A 15,049-nucleotide genomic window follows, 5' to 3' on the forward strand; every position below is an offset into this window, starting at 1 on the left:
ATGACTCTCGGAGAACTGTTTCTGGAAGCCATGTCCACCGGCGTGATCACCAACGGTGAAATGGCGTGGGTGACCGACCGACAAGATCAATTCACGCGAACCGAGGAAGCCGTCGCGCAGCGACTCGGCCGACTCATCGACGAAGGCACGATTCAGCTGGGTTGCCGCATGCCGGCGGCCTGAGCAAGGGCAGTGCCTTGATGCAGTGCCCTAATGACGCGCATTTCCTGCCGCTACACCGGCGACCTGCACTGCTCAGCAGAACATGGGCCCTCAGGCGTGGCATTGCACACCGATGCACCGCCTGATCACGACGGACGTGGTGAAAGCTTTTCACCAACAGATTTGTTGGCCACCGCTCTTGGCACCTGCATCTTGACCGTGATGGGAATCACGGCCAAACGCCGAAATTGGACGGTTACTGATGCAGAAGCATCGGTGGAAAAAATCATGAGCCAATCGGGGCCCCGCAGGATCGAGACACTTCGGGTCAGCATCACCCTGCCGATAGGGTTGTCAGAGGAGCAGGTTCAGTTGTTCAAACGTGTTGTGAATGACTGCCCTGTGAAACGCAATCTTGAGCCATCCATGACGATTGATTTGATCTGGTGCTGATCATCCGCATCGATCCAAAGACGGGTTTAAAGCGGAGATAAGAAGAGCAAGAGGAGGAATCGTGAGACTTCACTTCATACCGATTCATGTCTTCCGAGAAACTCCATCGGTGACCTTCTTTGATGCTGGGGTCCCAGGGAGCAATGGCACCGACGTGGTCGCCCACCATGGCGCCGCCACATCCCCCCCCGATCAAGACGGCTCAGAGCAGTACTACGTCCACCGTCATCAGGTGGACAACAACCTGGTGTTAGAAGGAGCTCGTACTTTCACGCTGCTCAATCCAGCCTGGGATCACCCCCATCACATCATTCATTTGATCCGCGCGATGGGTGCTCTCCAAATCCCGATCGGGACCTACCACCGCTCAGTTTCCAGCATCGACGGCAGTCTGGTTCTGAACCAGTCCATGCGTGATCGCGAATTTGATTACAGAACGGAATTCATCCCCATACGACTTCAAGCACAAGAGGATCTCCGGAAAGCAAAAGCAACGGTTCCATGGATCTGGAGCTGGAAAGATGGGCACATCTGCAGAGATCACGGATCTCAGTGATGGTGTTTCCGTCGTCGTGAATGACGACGAATGCGCTTCACCAATCGGTCGCTGATGGCGTTATCCGCTGCACACTCCAGCTGATTCCAGCGCCATCCCAGCAAAGACAGCAATAAGACGATTGCAATTGCGATCAACCAACCCACGGCTACAGCTCAGAGTGACAGCTCAGAGACAAAGACTGCTGGTCCAGAGTTCTTCCTCGTCACCGAGATGTGTCCGAACGCAGGTGGTCACGCACTCACCATCATCAACCGAACAGGTGGTGATGCACTCAAGGCATGCCTCAACAGAATCCCAGGTTCCAGCCTGCTGTTGCTCCATGGCGCTCTCAACCGACTGAAGGAGTTGTAGGTCGCCGATGGATCTCTGTCACAGCTTCCATGAAGACGAGTGAAGGAGGCGGGTTTTAGCGCTGACCGTCCTGATCGAGGCTGAATTCCAGCAATGCTGCCGTGAGCAAGGTCTTCATCGTCTGCAGTGCCTCCTGCTCCCTTGGATCCGGCCCCCCAGGCCATTTCTCGAGATGAAAGCTCACCGAGCGATGGAGCAGGCGAACAGCCTCGAGATCAAGATCGAACTGGAGCGTGGCGCGGGACTCACTCATATCCACATTCTCCCTAACGCCGGCTCACCATGGCCAGATCGTTGACAGCGAGAAACCTAGGGAGTAGTACACAATTACTACACTCATGGCTATGGAGTCCTTGAACGTACCCCTTGCTGGGACTTGGCCACCGATGGGCGCAGGGCAGCTACGGCCCAGTCGATCCCTCATGGTGTGCCTCACCTGCCAGCACTTTCAGCACACCCTTGCCGAGGCAGGAGTCACTCAGCCGGTCTGCGCACGCCATCAACAATTGCTCCCCCAGGGAGCACACCTTGATCACCGCTGCCACCAGTGGATGCAGCGACTGGAGAAGGAGATCGGCTGGTGCCCAGAGGGGGCCTAATTCGCTTCAAATCCTGCACAACCACAAACAAAAGCCCCCTCGTGAGAGGGGGCTTTCCGATTCAGTTGATCTGAATCGTTTGGTCTGTTCCAGAAGGAACAGGTTGATTCCAGATCAACCGATGGCAGGAGCCTGCAGAGCCACAGGAGTGGACTCAACAGCAGCCAGGTCGAGGGGGAAGTTGTGAGCGTTGCGCTCGTGCATCACTTCCATGCCGAGGCCGGCACGGTTGATCATGTCGGCCCAGGTGTTCAGGACGCGGCCCTGACTATCCAGGATGGACTGGTTGAAGTTGAAACCGTTCAGGTTGAAGGCCATGGTTGACACGCCCATGGACGTGAACCAGATGCCGACAACAGGCCAAGCACCCAGGAAGAAGTGAAGGCTACGGCTGTTGTTGAAGGAGGCGTATTGGAAGATCAGGCGACCGAAGTAACCGTGGGCAGCCACGATGTTGTAGGTCTCTTCCTCTTGGCCAAACTTGTAGCCGTAGTTCTGGGACTCGCTCTCGGTGGTTTCACGCACCAGGGAGGAGGTCACCAGGGAGCCGTGCATGGCGGAGAACAAGCTGCCGCCGAAGACACCTGCGACGCCCAACATGTGGAAGGGGTGCATCAGGATGTTGTGCTCGGCCTGGAACACCAACATGTAGTTGAAGGTGCCAGAGATGCCCAGGGGCATTGCGTCAGAGAAGGAGCCCTGACCGAAGGGGTAAACCAGGAAGACAGCAGAGGCTGCAGCAACAGGTGCGCTGTAAGCAACGCAGATCCAGGGGCGCATGCCCAGGCGGTAGGAGAGTTCCCACTCACGACCCATGTAGGCGTAGATGCCGATGAGGAAGTGGAAAACAACCAGCTGGAAGGGGCCGCCGTTGTACAGCCACTCATCGAGGGAAGCAGCTTCCCAGATGGGGTAGAAGTGCAGGCCGATGGCGTTTGAAGAAGGAACAACAGCACCGGAGATGATGTTGTTGCCGTAGATCAGGGAGCCAGCGACAGGCTCACGGATGCCATCGATATCGACAGGGGGTGCTGCGATAAACGCAATGGTGAAGCAGATGGTGGCCGCCAAGAGGCAGGGAATCATCAGTACGCCGAACCAACCCACATAAATGCGGTTGTTGGTGTCGGTAACCCACTGACAAAAGGCTTCCCAATTGCTCTGGCGTCCGCTGCGAATTGCGGTGGACATAGAAGAAAAGAAGACGAATGAACCTCTCCCCAAAAAATGGGGACAGGTGGACCAAGCCTATGGACGGAACCTTCCGTTACATGAGATTTAAACAATCAGAATCAGGTCTCAAGCAATCTTCATTAAGCACTTCATGAAGCATTCATGAAGTTGCATGAAGCAGCCAATCGCGTGATTGCTGAACGAAGCCGTTCCAGTTCAGCCGCTCCTGCTCAGCGGCCCGGGCCACGAGCAACGGGGCCTGCTGCTTCAACGCCACAAGATCCAGCTCATCCACACCCGCATTGACCGCCAGCCAATCCGCCATGGAACGTCCCACCACGCGGGTGAGATAGGCCGCACTGAGGGCTTGCATCGCTCCAGCGATGAGCCAGCTCCCCCCATCCAACTTGGCCAGACCCAGCAAGGTTTGTCCGGTCCACTCCACCACGCCCTGGGCCAGCGCCACACGCGCCAGCTGCGCCGCCGCTTCCCTGAGCACATCTGGCTGCAGCGACGTTCCCCAGATCTCTCCCATCTCCTTGATCATCAATCCGTTGGCCACCGCGACGGCAAGAAGATCAAGGCTTGGGACTGGGGATGCCAACACAGAACCGGCAACCACCCATTGGGTGCGTTGCTGGATCTGCAGAAAGCGCTCACGCCGGAGCGACTCCAAGTCGCGCTGCCAGCGCCGGTGAAGATCAGCCAAAAGCCGCGGCCGCGTCTCGGAAGCCGCCTGTTTCAGCAAACGGCGCAAAGGCCCCAAAGCAGCCCGAAGCGACATCGACGGATCATGAACCAGAATTCGCTCACGCCAGCGATCGGGGAGATCAGCGACGAGAGCAGAGATGGCATCAGGCGACGCTTCCTGACCCTCGGGAGTCACAAGCAGCCAGGCGGGTTGATCATCCGGCAACTGCTGAAGCCAAAGCAGGTCTGAGGCCAGCAATGGAGTGCCCAGGGTGAACAGAATCAGGTCCTGATCCACCAGCCCACGAGGCCAACAGCGGCTGCCGTCAGTGATCAAGGGATGGCACAACGACAGGCTCAAAGACACCGAGCCTGCAAGAGATCGGCTGAGGTCCTCTGCGTTTGGTCCCTGATGGTCCCCCAGGGCGACCATCGCCATACGCACAGGACCGCTGCGCTCCACCACCAACTTCAATTCAGCGCGTCGGGCTAGATCCGCGGATGGTTGCTGCTCAAAACGTGCGAACTGATCCAGCACCTCCTGGCAGCGAGCAATCCATCCATCCAGAGACACCGGTGCTGCGAACCGCGGTTTGCTGGGCTTGCGGCCGAGCCAGATCACCACGCCACCAGCAGCCAGGAGGCCCAGTCCTCCGCCGGGAACATGCATGACATCACTGATCAGCCAGTGTCCAGCAAGCAGGCCAGCTCCAGCCACAGCCAGCGGCCGCAGCAGCGACGTTGGTGGCATCACCAGATCTGGCAATGAAGCCGGGAATTTCAACAGAGAGTCTGTTGTAGCAGTGGCCCTTCTTAGCTCAACCCAACTCCTGACACCAGGACTTCAGGTCAGAGGGAAGACTTCTCCATAACTTGGGAAGAAGACGGGTTCAGCCATGACACAAAGTCATCCCAACCCGATGGTCGACAACCGCAAGGGGGTGCGCAGGGTTCTCATGGTGGCTCTGGGCCTGAACATCACCATGTCGCTTCTGAAGCTTCTGGTGGGGGTCATGAGTGGATCCCTGGCGGTGATCGCGGATGCCATGCACAGCGCCACCGATGCCCTCTCCAGCCTCACGGGACTGGTCACGAACAAGCTCTCCGATCCACGGCCGGATCGCGATCATCCCTATGGACATCGCAAATACGAGGCGGTCGGAGCCCTCGGAATCGCAGGTTTCATCCTGTTCACAGCCATCGAAATCCTCATGCGTTCAGGGGAGCGGCTCCTGGAGGGGCTGCCTCCCATTCGTGTCACGGGCCAGGAGCTTGTGCTGCTCACCCTTGTGCTGGGGTTCAATCTCCTGCTTGCGGGGTATGAGCTGCGGGAAGGTCGGCGACTCAACAGCAACCTGCTCAAGGCGGATGCCCAGCATGCAGCGAGTGACGTCTGGACCACCGTGGTGGTGCTGGTGGGCATGGCAGGGGCGGTATGGCTGCAGGTGAGCTGGCTCGACGTTGCTTTGGCGATCCCCATGGCTCTGCTGCTGATCCGTGTCTGCTCGCAGGTGCTGCGCAGCACCTTGCCCTGGCTGGTGGACCACATGGCGATTGCCCCCGAGGCCATCTACGCCGAAGCGATGTCCACCGCCGGGGTGATGAATTGCCACGACATCGCCAGCCGCGGCGTGCTGGGTCAGCAGATCTTCATCGAAATGCATATGGTTGTCGATGCCGACGACCTCACCAAGGCGCACCAGATCACTGAGCAGGTGGAGGATCGCTTGGAGGAAACCTTCGGCCCGGTGCGGTGCACCATCCATCTGGAACCAAAGGACTACGTGGAGGACTGGATCACCTACACCGGTGCCCATGGCTGAAGCCGACACCGAAGTGACGCCGCTCGCCGGGCTGACAGAGCGTCAGCAGAGGGGCCTGATCGACGTACTCGACGAAGTCCGCCGCGCCAATGGCTGGTCTTGGCAACTGCCAGTTTTGCTTCAGGAACGCTGCTGGCTGAGGCTGTCCAGAACTCCCCTCACGGAGCTGCATCGCCTACTTCCCCCGGATGGGCGTGATGAAGCCCCGGAACTGGTGCATTACCGGCGCCTGCTTCAGCAGGGGATGGATCCACTCTTGGCCCAGCAGAGCTGCTGGCATGACTTCGGCATGGAGGACTGCCAGAGAGCTCTCCGGGAGTATTGGAGCAGCCGGGACACGGCCATCCACGGATGGACTGCCCAGCGGTACCGACAACTGGTGAGCAGCTACCGCGAGCGGATCGAACGGGGGATCACGGCTGTTCCGATGCTGGTGCTCGCTCGAAAGAACAGCGTTGAATGCCACCAGCTGCTCTGGATCACCGAAAACACCCCGGTGATGCGTCACACTTGCGCCTGATTCCAGGCCATGGGCCATGAGTGATTCCTACAGCGATCCCCAACATCAGGCGGGACAGGGAGACGGCGGCCGTGACGGCCAGCGCAGTCGTGGCAACCGTGCCGGCGGCCGCGAAGGCGGAGGCTTTCGAATTCGTCTGAGCGACAACGAAATGCGCTCGGCAAGGGCGCTACAAGAGGCATTCAATCTCCGCTCCACCGTTGCGGTCCTTGGTTTCGCGGTCCGCAGCCTGGGGCAGATGTTGGAGGACGGCCAACTCGACGCCCTGATCGAGCAGCAACGCAATCAGCCCGCCCGGAGTGGCCGCCGCGATGGCGGTGGTCGTGATGGAGGTGGTCGCGATGGAGGTGGTCGTGATGGAGGTGGTCGCGGTCGCCGGTTCGACGACGAGCGCAGCAGCAGAGGTTCCCGTCCGAACCCGTTTGCTCGCCCTGCCAAACCCCAACCCGAAGCACAGGTTGAACCAGTCGCGGAATCGACGGTGGAGTCGGTCGTGGAGTCTGAAGCGGCCCCAAGCGACGACACCAGTTCGACCCCCGTTGCGGATGGATCGGCCTTAGATGTGTCGACGGACGAGACCAAAACCGAAACGACCGAGGACTGATTGATGAACCGGCCAAGGGTTCTTTCTGGGGTGCAACCGACAGGAGCGCTGCACCTCGGCAATTGGCTTGGTGCCATCCGCAACTGGGTTGACCTGCAGGAGAGCCACGACACCTTCGTCTGTGTGGTGGATCTCCACGCCATCACCGTTCCCCATGACCCCAGCCGTCTGGCTGAGGACACCCGCTCCACGGCTGCGCTCTACCTGGCCTGCGGCATGGACCCCAAGCGCTGCTCGGTGTTTGTGCAGAGCCAGGTGGCAGCCCACAGTGAACTCTGCTGGCTCCTGAATTGCGTCACACCGCTCAATTGGCTGGAACGGATGATCCAGTTCAAGGAAAAGGCGGTGAAGCAAGGGGACAACGTGTCCGTGGGTCTGCTGGACTACCCGGTTCTGATGGCCGCCGACATCCTTCTCTATGACGCTGACCTTGTGCCCGTCGGTGAAGACCAAAAGCAGCACTTAGAACTGGCGCGTGACATCGCTCAGCAGCGCATCAATGCCCGTTTCGGTGACAAGGAAACGCCTGTACTCAAGGTTCCGAAACCTCTGATCCTCAAGGAGGGCGCTCGGGTCATGAGCCTGACTGATGGTCGCAGCAAGATGAGCAAGAGCGATCCGAATGAGGGAAGTCGCATCACGCTGCTGGACCCTCCAGAGCTGATCACCAAAAAGATAAAACGCGCCAAAACAGACCCCCTGCGGGGACTTGAATTCGACAACCCGGATCGACCGGAAACTGACAACCTCTTGGGGCTTTACGCGATCCTCAGCGGCAAGGGACGGGATCAGGCCGCCAGCGAATGCGCCGAGATGGGATGGGGGCAGTTCAAACCGATGCTGGCCGAAGCCACAGTGAACGCCCTGGAGCCCATCCAGGTGCGCTATCGCGAGCTGATGAGCGACCCCGCGGAGCTCGACCAGGTGCTGAGCACGGGACGCGAAAAAGCCGAAACCGTGGCCAACGCCACGTTGGAGCGGGTTCGAGAGGCCCTGGGCTTTGCCCGACGAGCCTGATCACGACCAAAGACAACCATCAGCTGCTCTTATCAATACAAGGGATACGGCCTCTCCCCATACCCCAAGAGATTTGACGGAAACAATCGCAGCGACAGCAATGAGTCCCGGAAGACTCTCAGGACGCTCTCACTTGCGTAGACACAGCGATATCACCATGTCAACCCCTCAGGAGCCGATCTCGCGCGGAGGCATCGTGGGCCAGCACTGTGACCGTCCACCTGATTGTCCTGCGTGCGTCATCTTTTTTCTGCGTCCAACAAAACCTCTCGTTGGAGCCGACCTCTGGTCGGTGCAGCGCTGACCGCAGGAATGGTTCTTTGCGCAGGAGCATCACAGCCCCCCCAAAGCACCCCAGATCTCCTGACAGATATCGGCCCCAGCAGTCGCGCCTCCCTGTCGTCAGGTAACGAGGGAGGCCGCTACGAGTTAACGCCTGAGCGACGCGCATTGCTCAACACCATCCGCTACGCCGAAGGCACCTGGAAAGACGGTGAAGACAAGGGCTACCAAATCATGTACGGGGGAGGTCAGTTCCAGGACCTCTCCCGTCATCCAGAGCGGGTGATCGTGAAGCGCTACACCAGCGCCGCTGCGGGTGCTTATCAGTTCCTGCCCAAGACCTGGAAAGGTGTAGCCCAGGAACTCAGGCTGTCCAGCTTCGAACCCAGGCACCAAGATCAGGCCGCACTACATCTCGCGGAGCGACGGGGTGCTCTGGATGAGATTGATCGGCAGGGTCTTACCAAGGACGCCATGGCAAAGCTGGCACCCGAATGGGCATCCTTCCCAACCAAAGCCGGTCACTCCGCCTACGGGCAACCGGTGAAGAGTCATCAGGAGCTGGCAAGCTTTTACAGCAGCAACCTGCGCCAGCTGAGAAGTCAGCTGGGTGCCTGAGGAGAACGGGAGGAACCCAGCTTCGCGGCCAATGCCCACACCTCCGTGACCAAACCGTGCCAGGGGTTCATGACCTCCATGGAAACGGCCATGGGCTGTGTTGAGGCAGCCACCAGGGCACGTGTGGCAGCAATGGCCTTCATTCCCTCCTGCAGTCGCCGCTCCATGCTCTGACGCTCCTGGTGCGACATCACCGCATCCGGACAGGCCTGGAGAAGCTCCTCCCCGCGCTGAAACCAGTGCTCGAAGTCATCGAGAAGGGAAGCCAGCAGCTCGTCCAGCAGAGCACCGGCGTCCCGATTGGTTGACTCGCCCACGTGATGCCCTCGGGTCTCGCCCATAGGATGGCGGGCCTCGTACCTGAACCGGTGAGCAGCGCTGCAGCAACCACCCCAGCCCCCTCAGCACCAGTGGTTCTGCCCAAGACCAGCGAAAGCGATCAACTGCTCAAAATCCGCCACTCGATGAGCCACGTGATGGCCATGGCTGTGCAGCAGCTGTTTCCCAAGGCACGCGTCACCATCGGGCCTTGGACCGAAACCGGGTTTTATTACGACTTCGACAATCCCGATCCCTTCACAGAGGCTGATCTGAAGGCCATCAAGAAAGGGATGATCAAGATCATCAACAAGAAACTTCCCCTTGAACGGGTTGAGGTGAGCCGCGGCGAGGCCGAAGCAAAAATCAAGGCCCAGAACGAGCCCTACAAGCTGGAGATCCTCGAAGGCCTTCAGGAGCCCATCACCCTCTACACCTTGGGTGAGGCCTGGTGGGACCTGTGCGCAGGACCTCACGTGGACCACACGGGGCAGCTCAACGCCAAGGCCTTCGAGCTGGAAAGCGTGGCAGGCGCCTACTGGCGAGGCGATGAAACCAAAGCGCAGCTGCAGCGCATCTACGGCACAGCCTGGGAAACCCCCGAACAACTGGCGGAGCACAAACGCCGCAAGGAAGAAGCCCTGCGCAGGGATCACCGACGCATCGGCAAAGACCTCGACCTCTTCTCCATCGAGGATGAAGCCGGTGCCGGCCTCGTGTTCTGGCACCCCCGCGGCGCCCGCATGCGCCTGCTTATCGAGGAGTTCTGGCGTCAAGCCCACTTCGAAGGCGGATACGAGCTCCTCTACACACCTCACGTGGCCGACATCAGCCTCTGGAAGACATCAGGCCACCTCGACTTCTACGCCGAAAGCATGTTTGGGCCGATGGAGGTGGACGAACGGGAATACCAGCTCAAACCGATGAACTGCCCGTTCCACGTGCTCACCTATGCCAGCAAGCTGCGCAGCTATCGGGAACTGCCGATTCGCTGGGCCGAACTCGGGACCGTTTATCGCTACGAGCGACCGGGCGTGATGCACGGCCTGATGCGCGTGCGCGGCTTCACCCAGGACGATGCTCACGTGTTCTGCCTCCCGGAACAGATCAGCGACGAGATTCTGAAAATCCTCGATCTCACCGAGCGCATCCTCTCCACCTTCGATTTCAGCAACTACGAGATCAACCTCTCCACCCGACCGGACAAGTCGATCGGAGATGACGACGTCTGGGACCTCGCCACCAAGGGACTGATCGAGGCCCTGGAACGCAAGGGCTGGGCATACAAGATCGATGAAGGGGGCGGCGCCTTCTATGGCCCGAAGATCGATCTCAAAATCGAAGACGCCATCGGCCGGATGTGGCAGTGCTCGACCATCCAGCTGGATTTCAACCTGCCGGAACGCTTCAAGCTCGACTACATCGCCGCCGACGGCAGCAAGCAGCGTCCGATCATGATCCACCGCGCCATCTTCGGCTCGCTGGAGCGCTTCTTCGGGATCATGACCGAAAACTATGCCGGCGATTACCCGTTCTGGCTGGCCCCTGAACAGGTGCGACTGCTGCCGGTCACCGACGAAGTGAAGCCCTACGCCGAACAGCTGCTGGACCAGCTCACCAAGGCCGGGGTACGCGCCACAGTCGACCGCAGCGGCGACCGCCTCGGGAAGTTGATCCGCACCGGCGAACAGATGAAGATCCCTGTTCTGGCCGTCATCGGTGCGAAAGAAGCGGAGCAGAACGCTGTGAGCCTGCGCAGTCGCCGGGATGGTGATCTCGGGGTCACAGCAGTGGCCGACCTGCTCAGAGCTGCCCAGACGGCCAACAACCAACGCGCTGCAGGCCTGGAGCTGAATTGATGACGGAGTCCCCTGTGAACAACCTGGCCGATCTCGCGCGTTTGCGTGGAGCACCAGAGCTGCTTCCTCAGACCAGAGATCAGCTCCGCCAAGAGCTCAACCAGGCGATGGCCACCGCCCATTGGTTCACCATTGGCGTCATGGCCCCCTCCATGGATCAGGCGCTCTCAGCGCTGCGCAATCTGGAGCAAAGCCAACAGTGGGACTCCATGGAGCTTGTCGACAGCCCGGAGGGACCGGGTCCTGTTTTTCTGAAAGCCAACCAGAGGGGGGGGACAATCCGGATTCGGATCGAGCACGGCCTCGGCGAAGGAATTCTGATCAGTGGGCACGGCGAGGACGAAACCACGCAAAGCACCACCTGGGGACCACTTCCACTGGACTTCTTCTCCTGACCTTCCCACGCTGGTAGGAGATACCGCGGGTTTGTATGGCCACCCCCACACTCCTTGCAGGGGACATGGGAGGCACCAAGACCCTGCTTGCTCTTTACGAGAGTGACGGGAGTCAGCTTCGCCTGCTGCATCAGCAGCACTTCCGCTCCGGGGAATGGTCTTCTCTCGAGCCGATGCTCGGCAGCTTCCTCAACGATCGTCCAGCCGATCTTGCTGCTCCTGCTCATGCCTGCATCGCCGTCGCCGGTCCGGTACGTCAAAGGGAGGCTCGGATTACCAATCTGCCCTGGCGACTCCGGGAGGCCGACCTGGCTCATGCGGCGGGATTGGAACGTCTCGAGCTGGTCAACGACTTCGGCGTGCTGATTTACGGACTGCCCCACTTCAATGACAGCCAGCAAGTGATCCTTCAAAACGGTGAACAGGATCATGGCCCCCTGGCGATTCTTGGTGCCGGCACCGGTCTTGGTATGGCACGGGGACTGCGGACCGAACAGGGCTTGGTGGCAGTGGCAAGCGAGGGAGGGCACCGCGAGTTCGCCCCGCGCAATGAAGCGGAATGGAACCTGGCCTGTTGGCTCAAACAGGATCTAGGCGTCAGCAGGCTGTCGATCGAGCGCATCGTGAGTGGCACCGGCCTGGGGCATGTGGCCCACTGGCTGCTTCAAAAACCCGATGCCGGAATGCACCCCCTGCGCAGCGTTGCCGAAGCCTGGCGACGCAACAGCCCCAACGATCTTCCAGCACAGGTGAGCCTCGCTGCTGAAGAGGGAGACCCTTTGATGCAGCGCGCATTGCAGTTATGGCTGGAGGCCTATGGATCAGCGGCAGGCGACCTTGCCCTGCAAGAACTCTGCACAGGAGGCCTCTGGGTCGGTGGTGGCACCGCATCAAAACAATTAAAAGGACTGCGATCCGAAAACTTTCTCAACGCGATGCGCGACAAGGGACGCTTCCGCGAGCTGATTGAAGGGCTGCGGGTCACGGCCGTGATCGATCCAGATGCCGGACTGTTCAGTGCCGCCTGCCGCGCACAGATGCTGGCGGAGTCAGGTGGGACACTGGCCTGAGCAGAGGATCAGCGATGTCGCAGCCGCGCATCGGTCAGAAAGTGGTCGTTGACGTCCCGGCAACCACCGCCAATCTCGGACCAGGCTTTGACTGCCTCGGTGCTGCCCTCGATCTGAACAACCGTTTCGCGATGCGTCGGATCGAAGGCGGTGGTGAACGGTTTGAGCTGATTATTGAGGGTTCGGAGGGCAGCCACCTCCGCGGTGGGCCAGAGAATCTCGTTTACAGAGCGGCGCAACGGGTATGGAAGGCGGCTGGGCTCGAACCCGTTGCGCTGGAAGCACGGGTTCGGCTTGCGGTGCCACCGGCACGGGGACTGGGCAGCAGTGCCACGGCGATTGTGGCCGGATTAATGGGGGCCAATGCCCTCGTTGGTGAACCCCTCTCCAAGGAGAAGCTGCTGGAACTGGCCATTGATATTGAAGGGCACCCCGACAACGTTGTGCCTTCTCTTCTGGGAGGGCTCTGCATGACCGCCAAGGCTGCATCCCAGCGCTGGCGAGTGGTTCGTTGCGAATGGACGCCGAGCGTGAAGGCCGTTGTTGCGATTCCATCGATTCGCCTCAGCACCAGCGAAGCCCGCCGCGCCATGCCCAAGGCCATCCCCGTTGGCGATGCAGTGGTGAACTTGGGTGCCCTGACGCTGCTGCTGCAGGGGCTCCGCACCGGCAATGGTGACCTGATCTCCGACGGCATGCATGATCGTCTGCACGAGCCCTACCGCTGGCGTCTGATCAAAGGCGGTGACCAGGTCAAACAGGCGGCGATGGACGCTGGAGCCTGGGGTTGCGCGATCAGCGGTGCAGGGCCGAGCGTCCTGGCGCTCTGCTCGGAAGACAAAGGCCCAGGCGTCAGCCGCGCCATGGTCAAAGCCTGGGAAGCGGCGGGAGTCGCCAGCCGTGCACCGGTACTGAATTTGCAGACCTCAGGCAGCCACTGGCAACCTGCGGAAGATGAGTAGATCCACCTAAACCGAGGGTTCAGCCCTGTTAGCTTTGTTAAAGATTGCAGACAGGGAATGGACGCTGGGTTAGCAGAGCTTGCTGTCTCGAGCAGTCCATTCCCCTGGTTATCCCTGATTGTGTTGCTGCCGGCGGCAGCAGCCCTGGTGCTGCCACTGGTGCCAGCCAGCGAGGACAAGCCATCCCCGGCGCCCAGGATCATCACGCTCATCGTCCTTCTGGTCGATCTGCTGCTGATGATGGGGGTGTTTGCCACCCGCTTCGACCCCAGCGCTGAAGGCCTCCAGTTGGTGGAACGTGTGAGCTGGCTCCCGGCCCTCGGCCTGGAGTGGTCCCTTGGTGTGGATGGTCTTTCCGCGCCTTTGGTCGTTCTCAGCGGCCTGGTGACCTTGCTCTCAGTAGCCGCCAGCTGGTCGGTTGAGCGCAAACCAAGGCTGTACTTCGCCCTGATGCTGGTTCAGGCCTCTGCCCAGGGCCTGGTCTTTCTCTCCCAAGACTTCCTGCTCTTCTTCCTTGCCTGGGAATTGGAGCTGGTTCCCGTTTACCTGTTGATCGCTATTTGGGGCGGACAGAACCGCCAATACGCCGCGACCAAATTCATCCTTTACACAGCGCTTGCCTCCTTGCTGATCCTGATCAGTGGTTTAGCGCTGGCCCTTTCGGGCGATTCCTTTACGTTCAACCTCACTGAACTGGCCGCTCGCTCCCCCGGCGGCAGCTTTGGTCTGTTGTGTTACCTGGGCTTCCTGATCGGCTTCGGCGTCAAACTGCCGATGTTCCCTCTGCACACGTGGCTCCCGGATGCCCACGGTGAGGCGAATGCGCCGGTGTCGATGCTTCTGGCAGGTGTGCTCTTGAAAATGGGCGGATACGCGCTGCTCCGCTTCAACGTGCAGATGCTGCCGGATGCGCACTACACCCTCGCTCCTGCACTGGTGATCCTCGGGATCGTGAACATCGTCTACGGCGCCCTCAACGCCTTTGCCCAAGACAACGTGAAGCGCAGGATCGCTTGCAGCTCAGTCAGTCACATGGGATTTGTCCTTGTCGGGATCGGTGCCGTGGATGCACTGGGGATCAGCGGCGCGATGCTGCAAATGGTCAGCCACGGCCTGATCGCCGCCGCGATGTTCTTCGTGACAGGGGTGTTTTACGAGCGAACAAAAACTCTCTCAATTCCAAACATGGGCGGGTTGGCGAAAGCGTTGCCCATCACCTTCGCCTTCTTCCTGGCCAGCTCCCTGGCATCGCTGGCGCTGCCAGGTATGAGCGGCTTTATCAGTGAAATCACCGTGTTCCTTGGCATCACCAGCCAGGAAGCCTTCACCTCACTGTTCCGATCGATCACCGTGCTTCTGGCCGCCATCGGTCTTGTACTCACACCGATCTATCTGCTCTCCATGTGCAGGAGAGTGTTCTTTGGCCCAAGGATTCCTGCACTTGCCAGCGTGAATGACATGAGGCCTAGGGAATTGATCATTGGCCTCAGCCTGCTGGTACCAACCCTGGTGATCGGAATCTGGCCTCGCGTCGCAATGGATCTCTACGAGGCCTCCACCAATGCCCTCGCCCTGCAGTTCATCGCCAGCTGAA

Annotated in this window: 19 protein-coding genes; 15 read left to right on the forward strand and 4 right to left on the reverse strand. The window is 59.9% G+C overall.

Annotated features, from left to right (window positions below; translation table 11 throughout):
• The 4 genes from DXY29_RS05140 to DXY29_RS13430 all read left to right on the forward strand — a co-directional run bounded on the left by DXY29_RS05140 (window position 1) and on the right by DXY29_RS13430 (window position 1,525).
• The gene (locus tag DXY29_RS05140) at window positions 1-183 is read left to right on the forward strand and encodes a hypothetical protein (RefSeq protein WP_115024262.1); all 183 of its coding nucleotides are present in this window, start codon (window positions 1-3) and stop codon (window positions 181-183) included.
• Between the two features lie 30 nt (window positions 184-213).
• Window positions 214-615 carry an OsmC family protein gene (locus DXY29_RS05145; protein WP_115023493.1) on the forward strand — a complete coding sequence of 134 codons (402 nt, stop codon included), beginning with the start codon at window positions 214-216 and terminating at the stop codon, window positions 613-615.
• Window positions 616-724: 109 nt separating this feature from the next.
• Complete coding sequence (locus tag DXY29_RS05150; protein WP_350223188.1) at window positions 725-1,171, forward strand: hemagglutinin; 447 nt, start codon at window positions 725-727, stop codon at window positions 1,169-1,171.
• A 213-nt stretch (window positions 1,172-1,384) separates the two neighbouring features.
• The gene (locus tag DXY29_RS13430) at window positions 1,385-1,525 is read left to right on the forward strand and encodes a hypothetical protein (protein WP_170952126.1); all 141 of its coding nucleotides are present in this window, start codon (window positions 1,385-1,387) and stop codon (window positions 1,523-1,525) included.
• Window positions 1,526-1,580: 55 nt separating this feature from the next.
• On the opposite strand, the gene DXY29_RS05155 is transcribed toward DXY29_RS13430, so the two are convergent.
• On the reverse strand, window positions 1,581-1,778 hold the full coding sequence (locus tag DXY29_RS05155) for a hypothetical protein (RefSeq protein WP_115023495.1): 198 nt from the start codon (window positions 1,776-1,778) through the stop codon (window positions 1,581-1,583).
• Between the two features lie 133 nt (window positions 1,779-1,911).
• Here DXY29_RS05155 and DXY29_RS05160 point away from each other — a divergent pair, with 133 nt between their 5' ends.
• Entirely contained in the window at window positions 1,912-2,124 is a 213-nt protein-coding gene (locus DXY29_RS05160; RefSeq protein ID WP_226398469.1) for a galactose oxidase, read from the forward strand.
• Window positions 2,125-2,238: 114 nt separating this feature from the next.
• Here the strand turns inward: DXY29_RS05160 and psbA are convergent, their stop codons facing one another.
• Both psbA and DXY29_RS05170 read right to left on the reverse strand, forming a co-directional pair.
• Complete coding sequence (gene psbA / locus DXY29_RS05165; protein WP_115023497.1) at window positions 2,239-3,315, reverse strand: photosystem II q(b) protein; 1,077 nt, start codon at window positions 3,313-3,315, stop codon at window positions 2,239-2,241.
• Window positions 3,316-3,457: 142 nt separating this feature from the next.
• Window positions 3,458-4,738, reverse strand: a complete 1,281-nt coding sequence (locus tag DXY29_RS05170) for a YcjF family protein (RefSeq protein ID WP_115024264.1) — start codon at window positions 4,736-4,738, stop codon at window positions 3,458-3,460.
• A 145-nt stretch (window positions 4,739-4,883) separates the two neighbouring features.
• Here DXY29_RS05170 and DXY29_RS05175 point away from each other — a divergent pair, with 145 nt between their 5' ends.
• The 5 genes from DXY29_RS05175 (at window position 4,884) to DXY29_RS05195 (ending at window position 8,851) form a co-directional block, all read left to right on the forward strand.
• Window positions 4,884-5,810, forward strand: a complete 927-nt coding sequence (locus tag DXY29_RS05175) for a cation diffusion facilitator family transporter (RefSeq protein WP_244279316.1) — start codon at window positions 4,884-4,886, stop codon at window positions 5,808-5,810.
• The gene (locus tag DXY29_RS05180; protein ID WP_115023499.1) at window positions 5,803-6,330 is read left to right on the forward strand and encodes a hypothetical protein; all 528 of its coding nucleotides are present in this window, start codon (window positions 5,803-5,805) and stop codon (window positions 6,328-6,330) included. Before DXY29_RS05175 ends, DXY29_RS05180 begins: the two co-directional genes overlap by 8 nt.
• 16 nt (window positions 6,331-6,346) lie before the next feature.
• Window positions 6,347-6,934: a hypothetical protein gene (locus DXY29_RS05185; protein WP_115023500.1), complete on the forward strand. Its 588-nt coding sequence runs from the start codon at window positions 6,347-6,349 to the stop codon at window positions 6,932-6,934.
• 3 nt (window positions 6,935-6,937) lie between these two features.
• Window positions 6,938-7,951, forward strand: a complete 1,014-nt coding sequence (gene trpS / locus DXY29_RS05190) for a tryptophan--tRNA ligase (protein ID WP_115023501.1) — start codon at window positions 6,938-6,940, stop codon at window positions 7,949-7,951.
• Between the two features lie 312 nt (window positions 7,952-8,263).
• The gene (locus DXY29_RS05195; RefSeq protein WP_244279317.1) at window positions 8,264-8,851 is read left to right on the forward strand and encodes a glycoside hydrolase family 104 protein; all 588 of its coding nucleotides are present in this window, start codon (window positions 8,264-8,266) and stop codon (window positions 8,849-8,851) included.
• On the opposite strand, the gene DXY29_RS05200 is transcribed toward DXY29_RS05195, so the two are convergent.
• The gene (locus DXY29_RS05200; RefSeq protein WP_115023502.1) at window positions 8,836-9,192 is read right to left on the reverse strand and encodes a DUF2605 family protein; all 357 of its coding nucleotides are present in this window, start codon (window positions 9,190-9,192) and stop codon (window positions 8,836-8,838) included. The two genes, DXY29_RS05195 and DXY29_RS05200, sit on opposite strands and share 16 nt — an antisense overlap.
• A gap of 3 nt (window positions 9,193-9,195) precedes the next feature.
• Between DXY29_RS05200 and thrS the strand changes: the two genes are divergently transcribed.
• Genes thrS through DXY29_RS05225 form a run of 5 tightly spaced genes read left to right on the forward strand, consistent with a single transcriptional unit; the run spans window position 9,196 to window position 15,048 of the window.
• On the forward strand, window positions 9,196-11,028 hold the full coding sequence (gene thrS, locus DXY29_RS05205; protein WP_115023503.1) for a threonine--tRNA ligase: 1,833 nt from the start codon (window positions 9,196-9,198) through the stop codon (window positions 11,026-11,028).
• Complete coding sequence (locus tag DXY29_RS05210; protein ID WP_115023504.1) at window positions 11,028-11,423, forward strand: DUF1824 family protein; 396 nt, start codon at window positions 11,028-11,030, stop codon at window positions 11,421-11,423. Before thrS ends, DXY29_RS05210 begins: the two co-directional genes overlap by 1 nt.
• A gap of 35 nt (window positions 11,424-11,458) precedes the next feature.
• Window positions 11,459-12,493, forward strand: a complete 1,035-nt coding sequence (locus DXY29_RS05215) for an ROK family protein (protein ID WP_115023505.1) — start codon at window positions 11,459-11,461, stop codon at window positions 12,491-12,493.
• Window positions 12,494-12,507: 14 nt separating this feature from the next.
• A complete protein-coding gene (gene thrB / locus DXY29_RS05220; protein ID WP_115023506.1) occupies window positions 12,508-13,455 on the forward strand; it encodes a homoserine kinase in 948 nt (315 codons plus the stop codon).
• A 57-nt stretch (window positions 13,456-13,512) separates the two neighbouring features.
• Entirely contained in the window at window positions 13,513-15,048 is a 1,536-nt protein-coding gene (locus DXY29_RS05225; RefSeq protein ID WP_115023507.1) for an NAD(P)H-quinone oxidoreductase subunit 4, read from the forward strand.
• Window position 15,049 lies beyond the last annotated feature (1 nt).

Origin of the sequence: Synechococcus sp. UW69 (assembly GCF_900474185.1) — a bacterium.
GTDB lineage: Bacteria > Cyanobacteriota > Cyanobacteriia > PCC-6307 > Cyanobiaceae > Parasynechococcus.

Coding starts and splice junctions, on each gene's coding strand:
- DXY29_RS05140 (WP_115024262.1), top strand. CDS start 1: ATGACTCTCGGAGAACTGTTTCTGGAAGCCATGTCCACCGGCGTGATC.
- DXY29_RS05145 (WP_115023493.1), top strand. CDS start 214: ATGACGCGCATTTCCTGCCGCTACACCGGCGACCTGCACTGCTCAGCA.
- DXY29_RS13430 (WP_170952126.1), top strand. CDS start 1,385: ATGTGTCCGAACGCAGGTGGTCACGCACTCACCATCATCAACCGAACA.
- DXY29_RS05155 (WP_115023495.1), bottom strand. CDS start 1,778: ATGAGTGAGTCCCGCGCCACGCTCCAGTTCGATCTTGATCTCGAGGCT.
- DXY29_RS05160 (WP_226398469.1), top strand. CDS start 1,912: ATGGGCGCAGGGCAGCTACGGCCCAGTCGATCCCTCATGGTGTGCCTC.
- psbA (WP_115023497.1), bottom strand. CDS start 3,315: ATGTCCACCGCAATTCGCAGCGGACGCCAGAGCAATTGGGAAGCCTTT.
- DXY29_RS05170 (WP_115024264.1), bottom strand. CDS start 4,738: ATGCCACCAACGTCGCTGCTGCGGCCGCTGGCTGTGGCTGGAGCTGGC.
- DXY29_RS05175 (WP_244279316.1), top strand. CDS start 4,884: ATGACACAAAGTCATCCCAACCCGATGGTCGACAACCGCAAGGGGGTG.
- DXY29_RS05180 (WP_115023499.1), top strand. CDS start 5,803: ATGGCTGAAGCCGACACCGAAGTGACGCCGCTCGCCGGGCTGACAGAG.
- DXY29_RS05185 (WP_115023500.1), top strand. CDS start 6,347: ATGAGTGATTCCTACAGCGATCCCCAACATCAGGCGGGACAGGGAGAC.
- trpS (WP_115023501.1), top strand. CDS start 6,938: ATGAACCGGCCAAGGGTTCTTTCTGGGGTGCAACCGACAGGAGCGCTG.
- DXY29_RS05195 (WP_244279317.1), top strand. CDS start 8,264: ATGGTTCTTTGCGCAGGAGCATCACAGCCCCCCCAAAGCACCCCAGAT.
- DXY29_RS05200 (WP_115023502.1), bottom strand. CDS start 9,192: ATGGGCGAGACCCGAGGGCATCACGTGGGCGAGTCAACCAATCGGGAC.
- thrS (WP_115023503.1), top strand. CDS start 9,196: ATGGCGGGCCTCGTACCTGAACCGGTGAGCAGCGCTGCAGCAACCACC.
- DXY29_RS05210 (WP_115023504.1), top strand. CDS start 11,028: ATGACGGAGTCCCCTGTGAACAACCTGGCCGATCTCGCGCGTTTGCGT.
- DXY29_RS05215 (WP_115023505.1), top strand. CDS start 11,459: ATGGCCACCCCCACACTCCTTGCAGGGGACATGGGAGGCACCAAGACC.
- thrB (WP_115023506.1), top strand. CDS start 12,508: ATGTCGCAGCCGCGCATCGGTCAGAAAGTGGTCGTTGACGTCCCGGCA.
- DXY29_RS05225 (WP_115023507.1), top strand. CDS start 13,513: ATGGACGCTGGGTTAGCAGAGCTTGCTGTCTCGAGCAGTCCATTCCCC.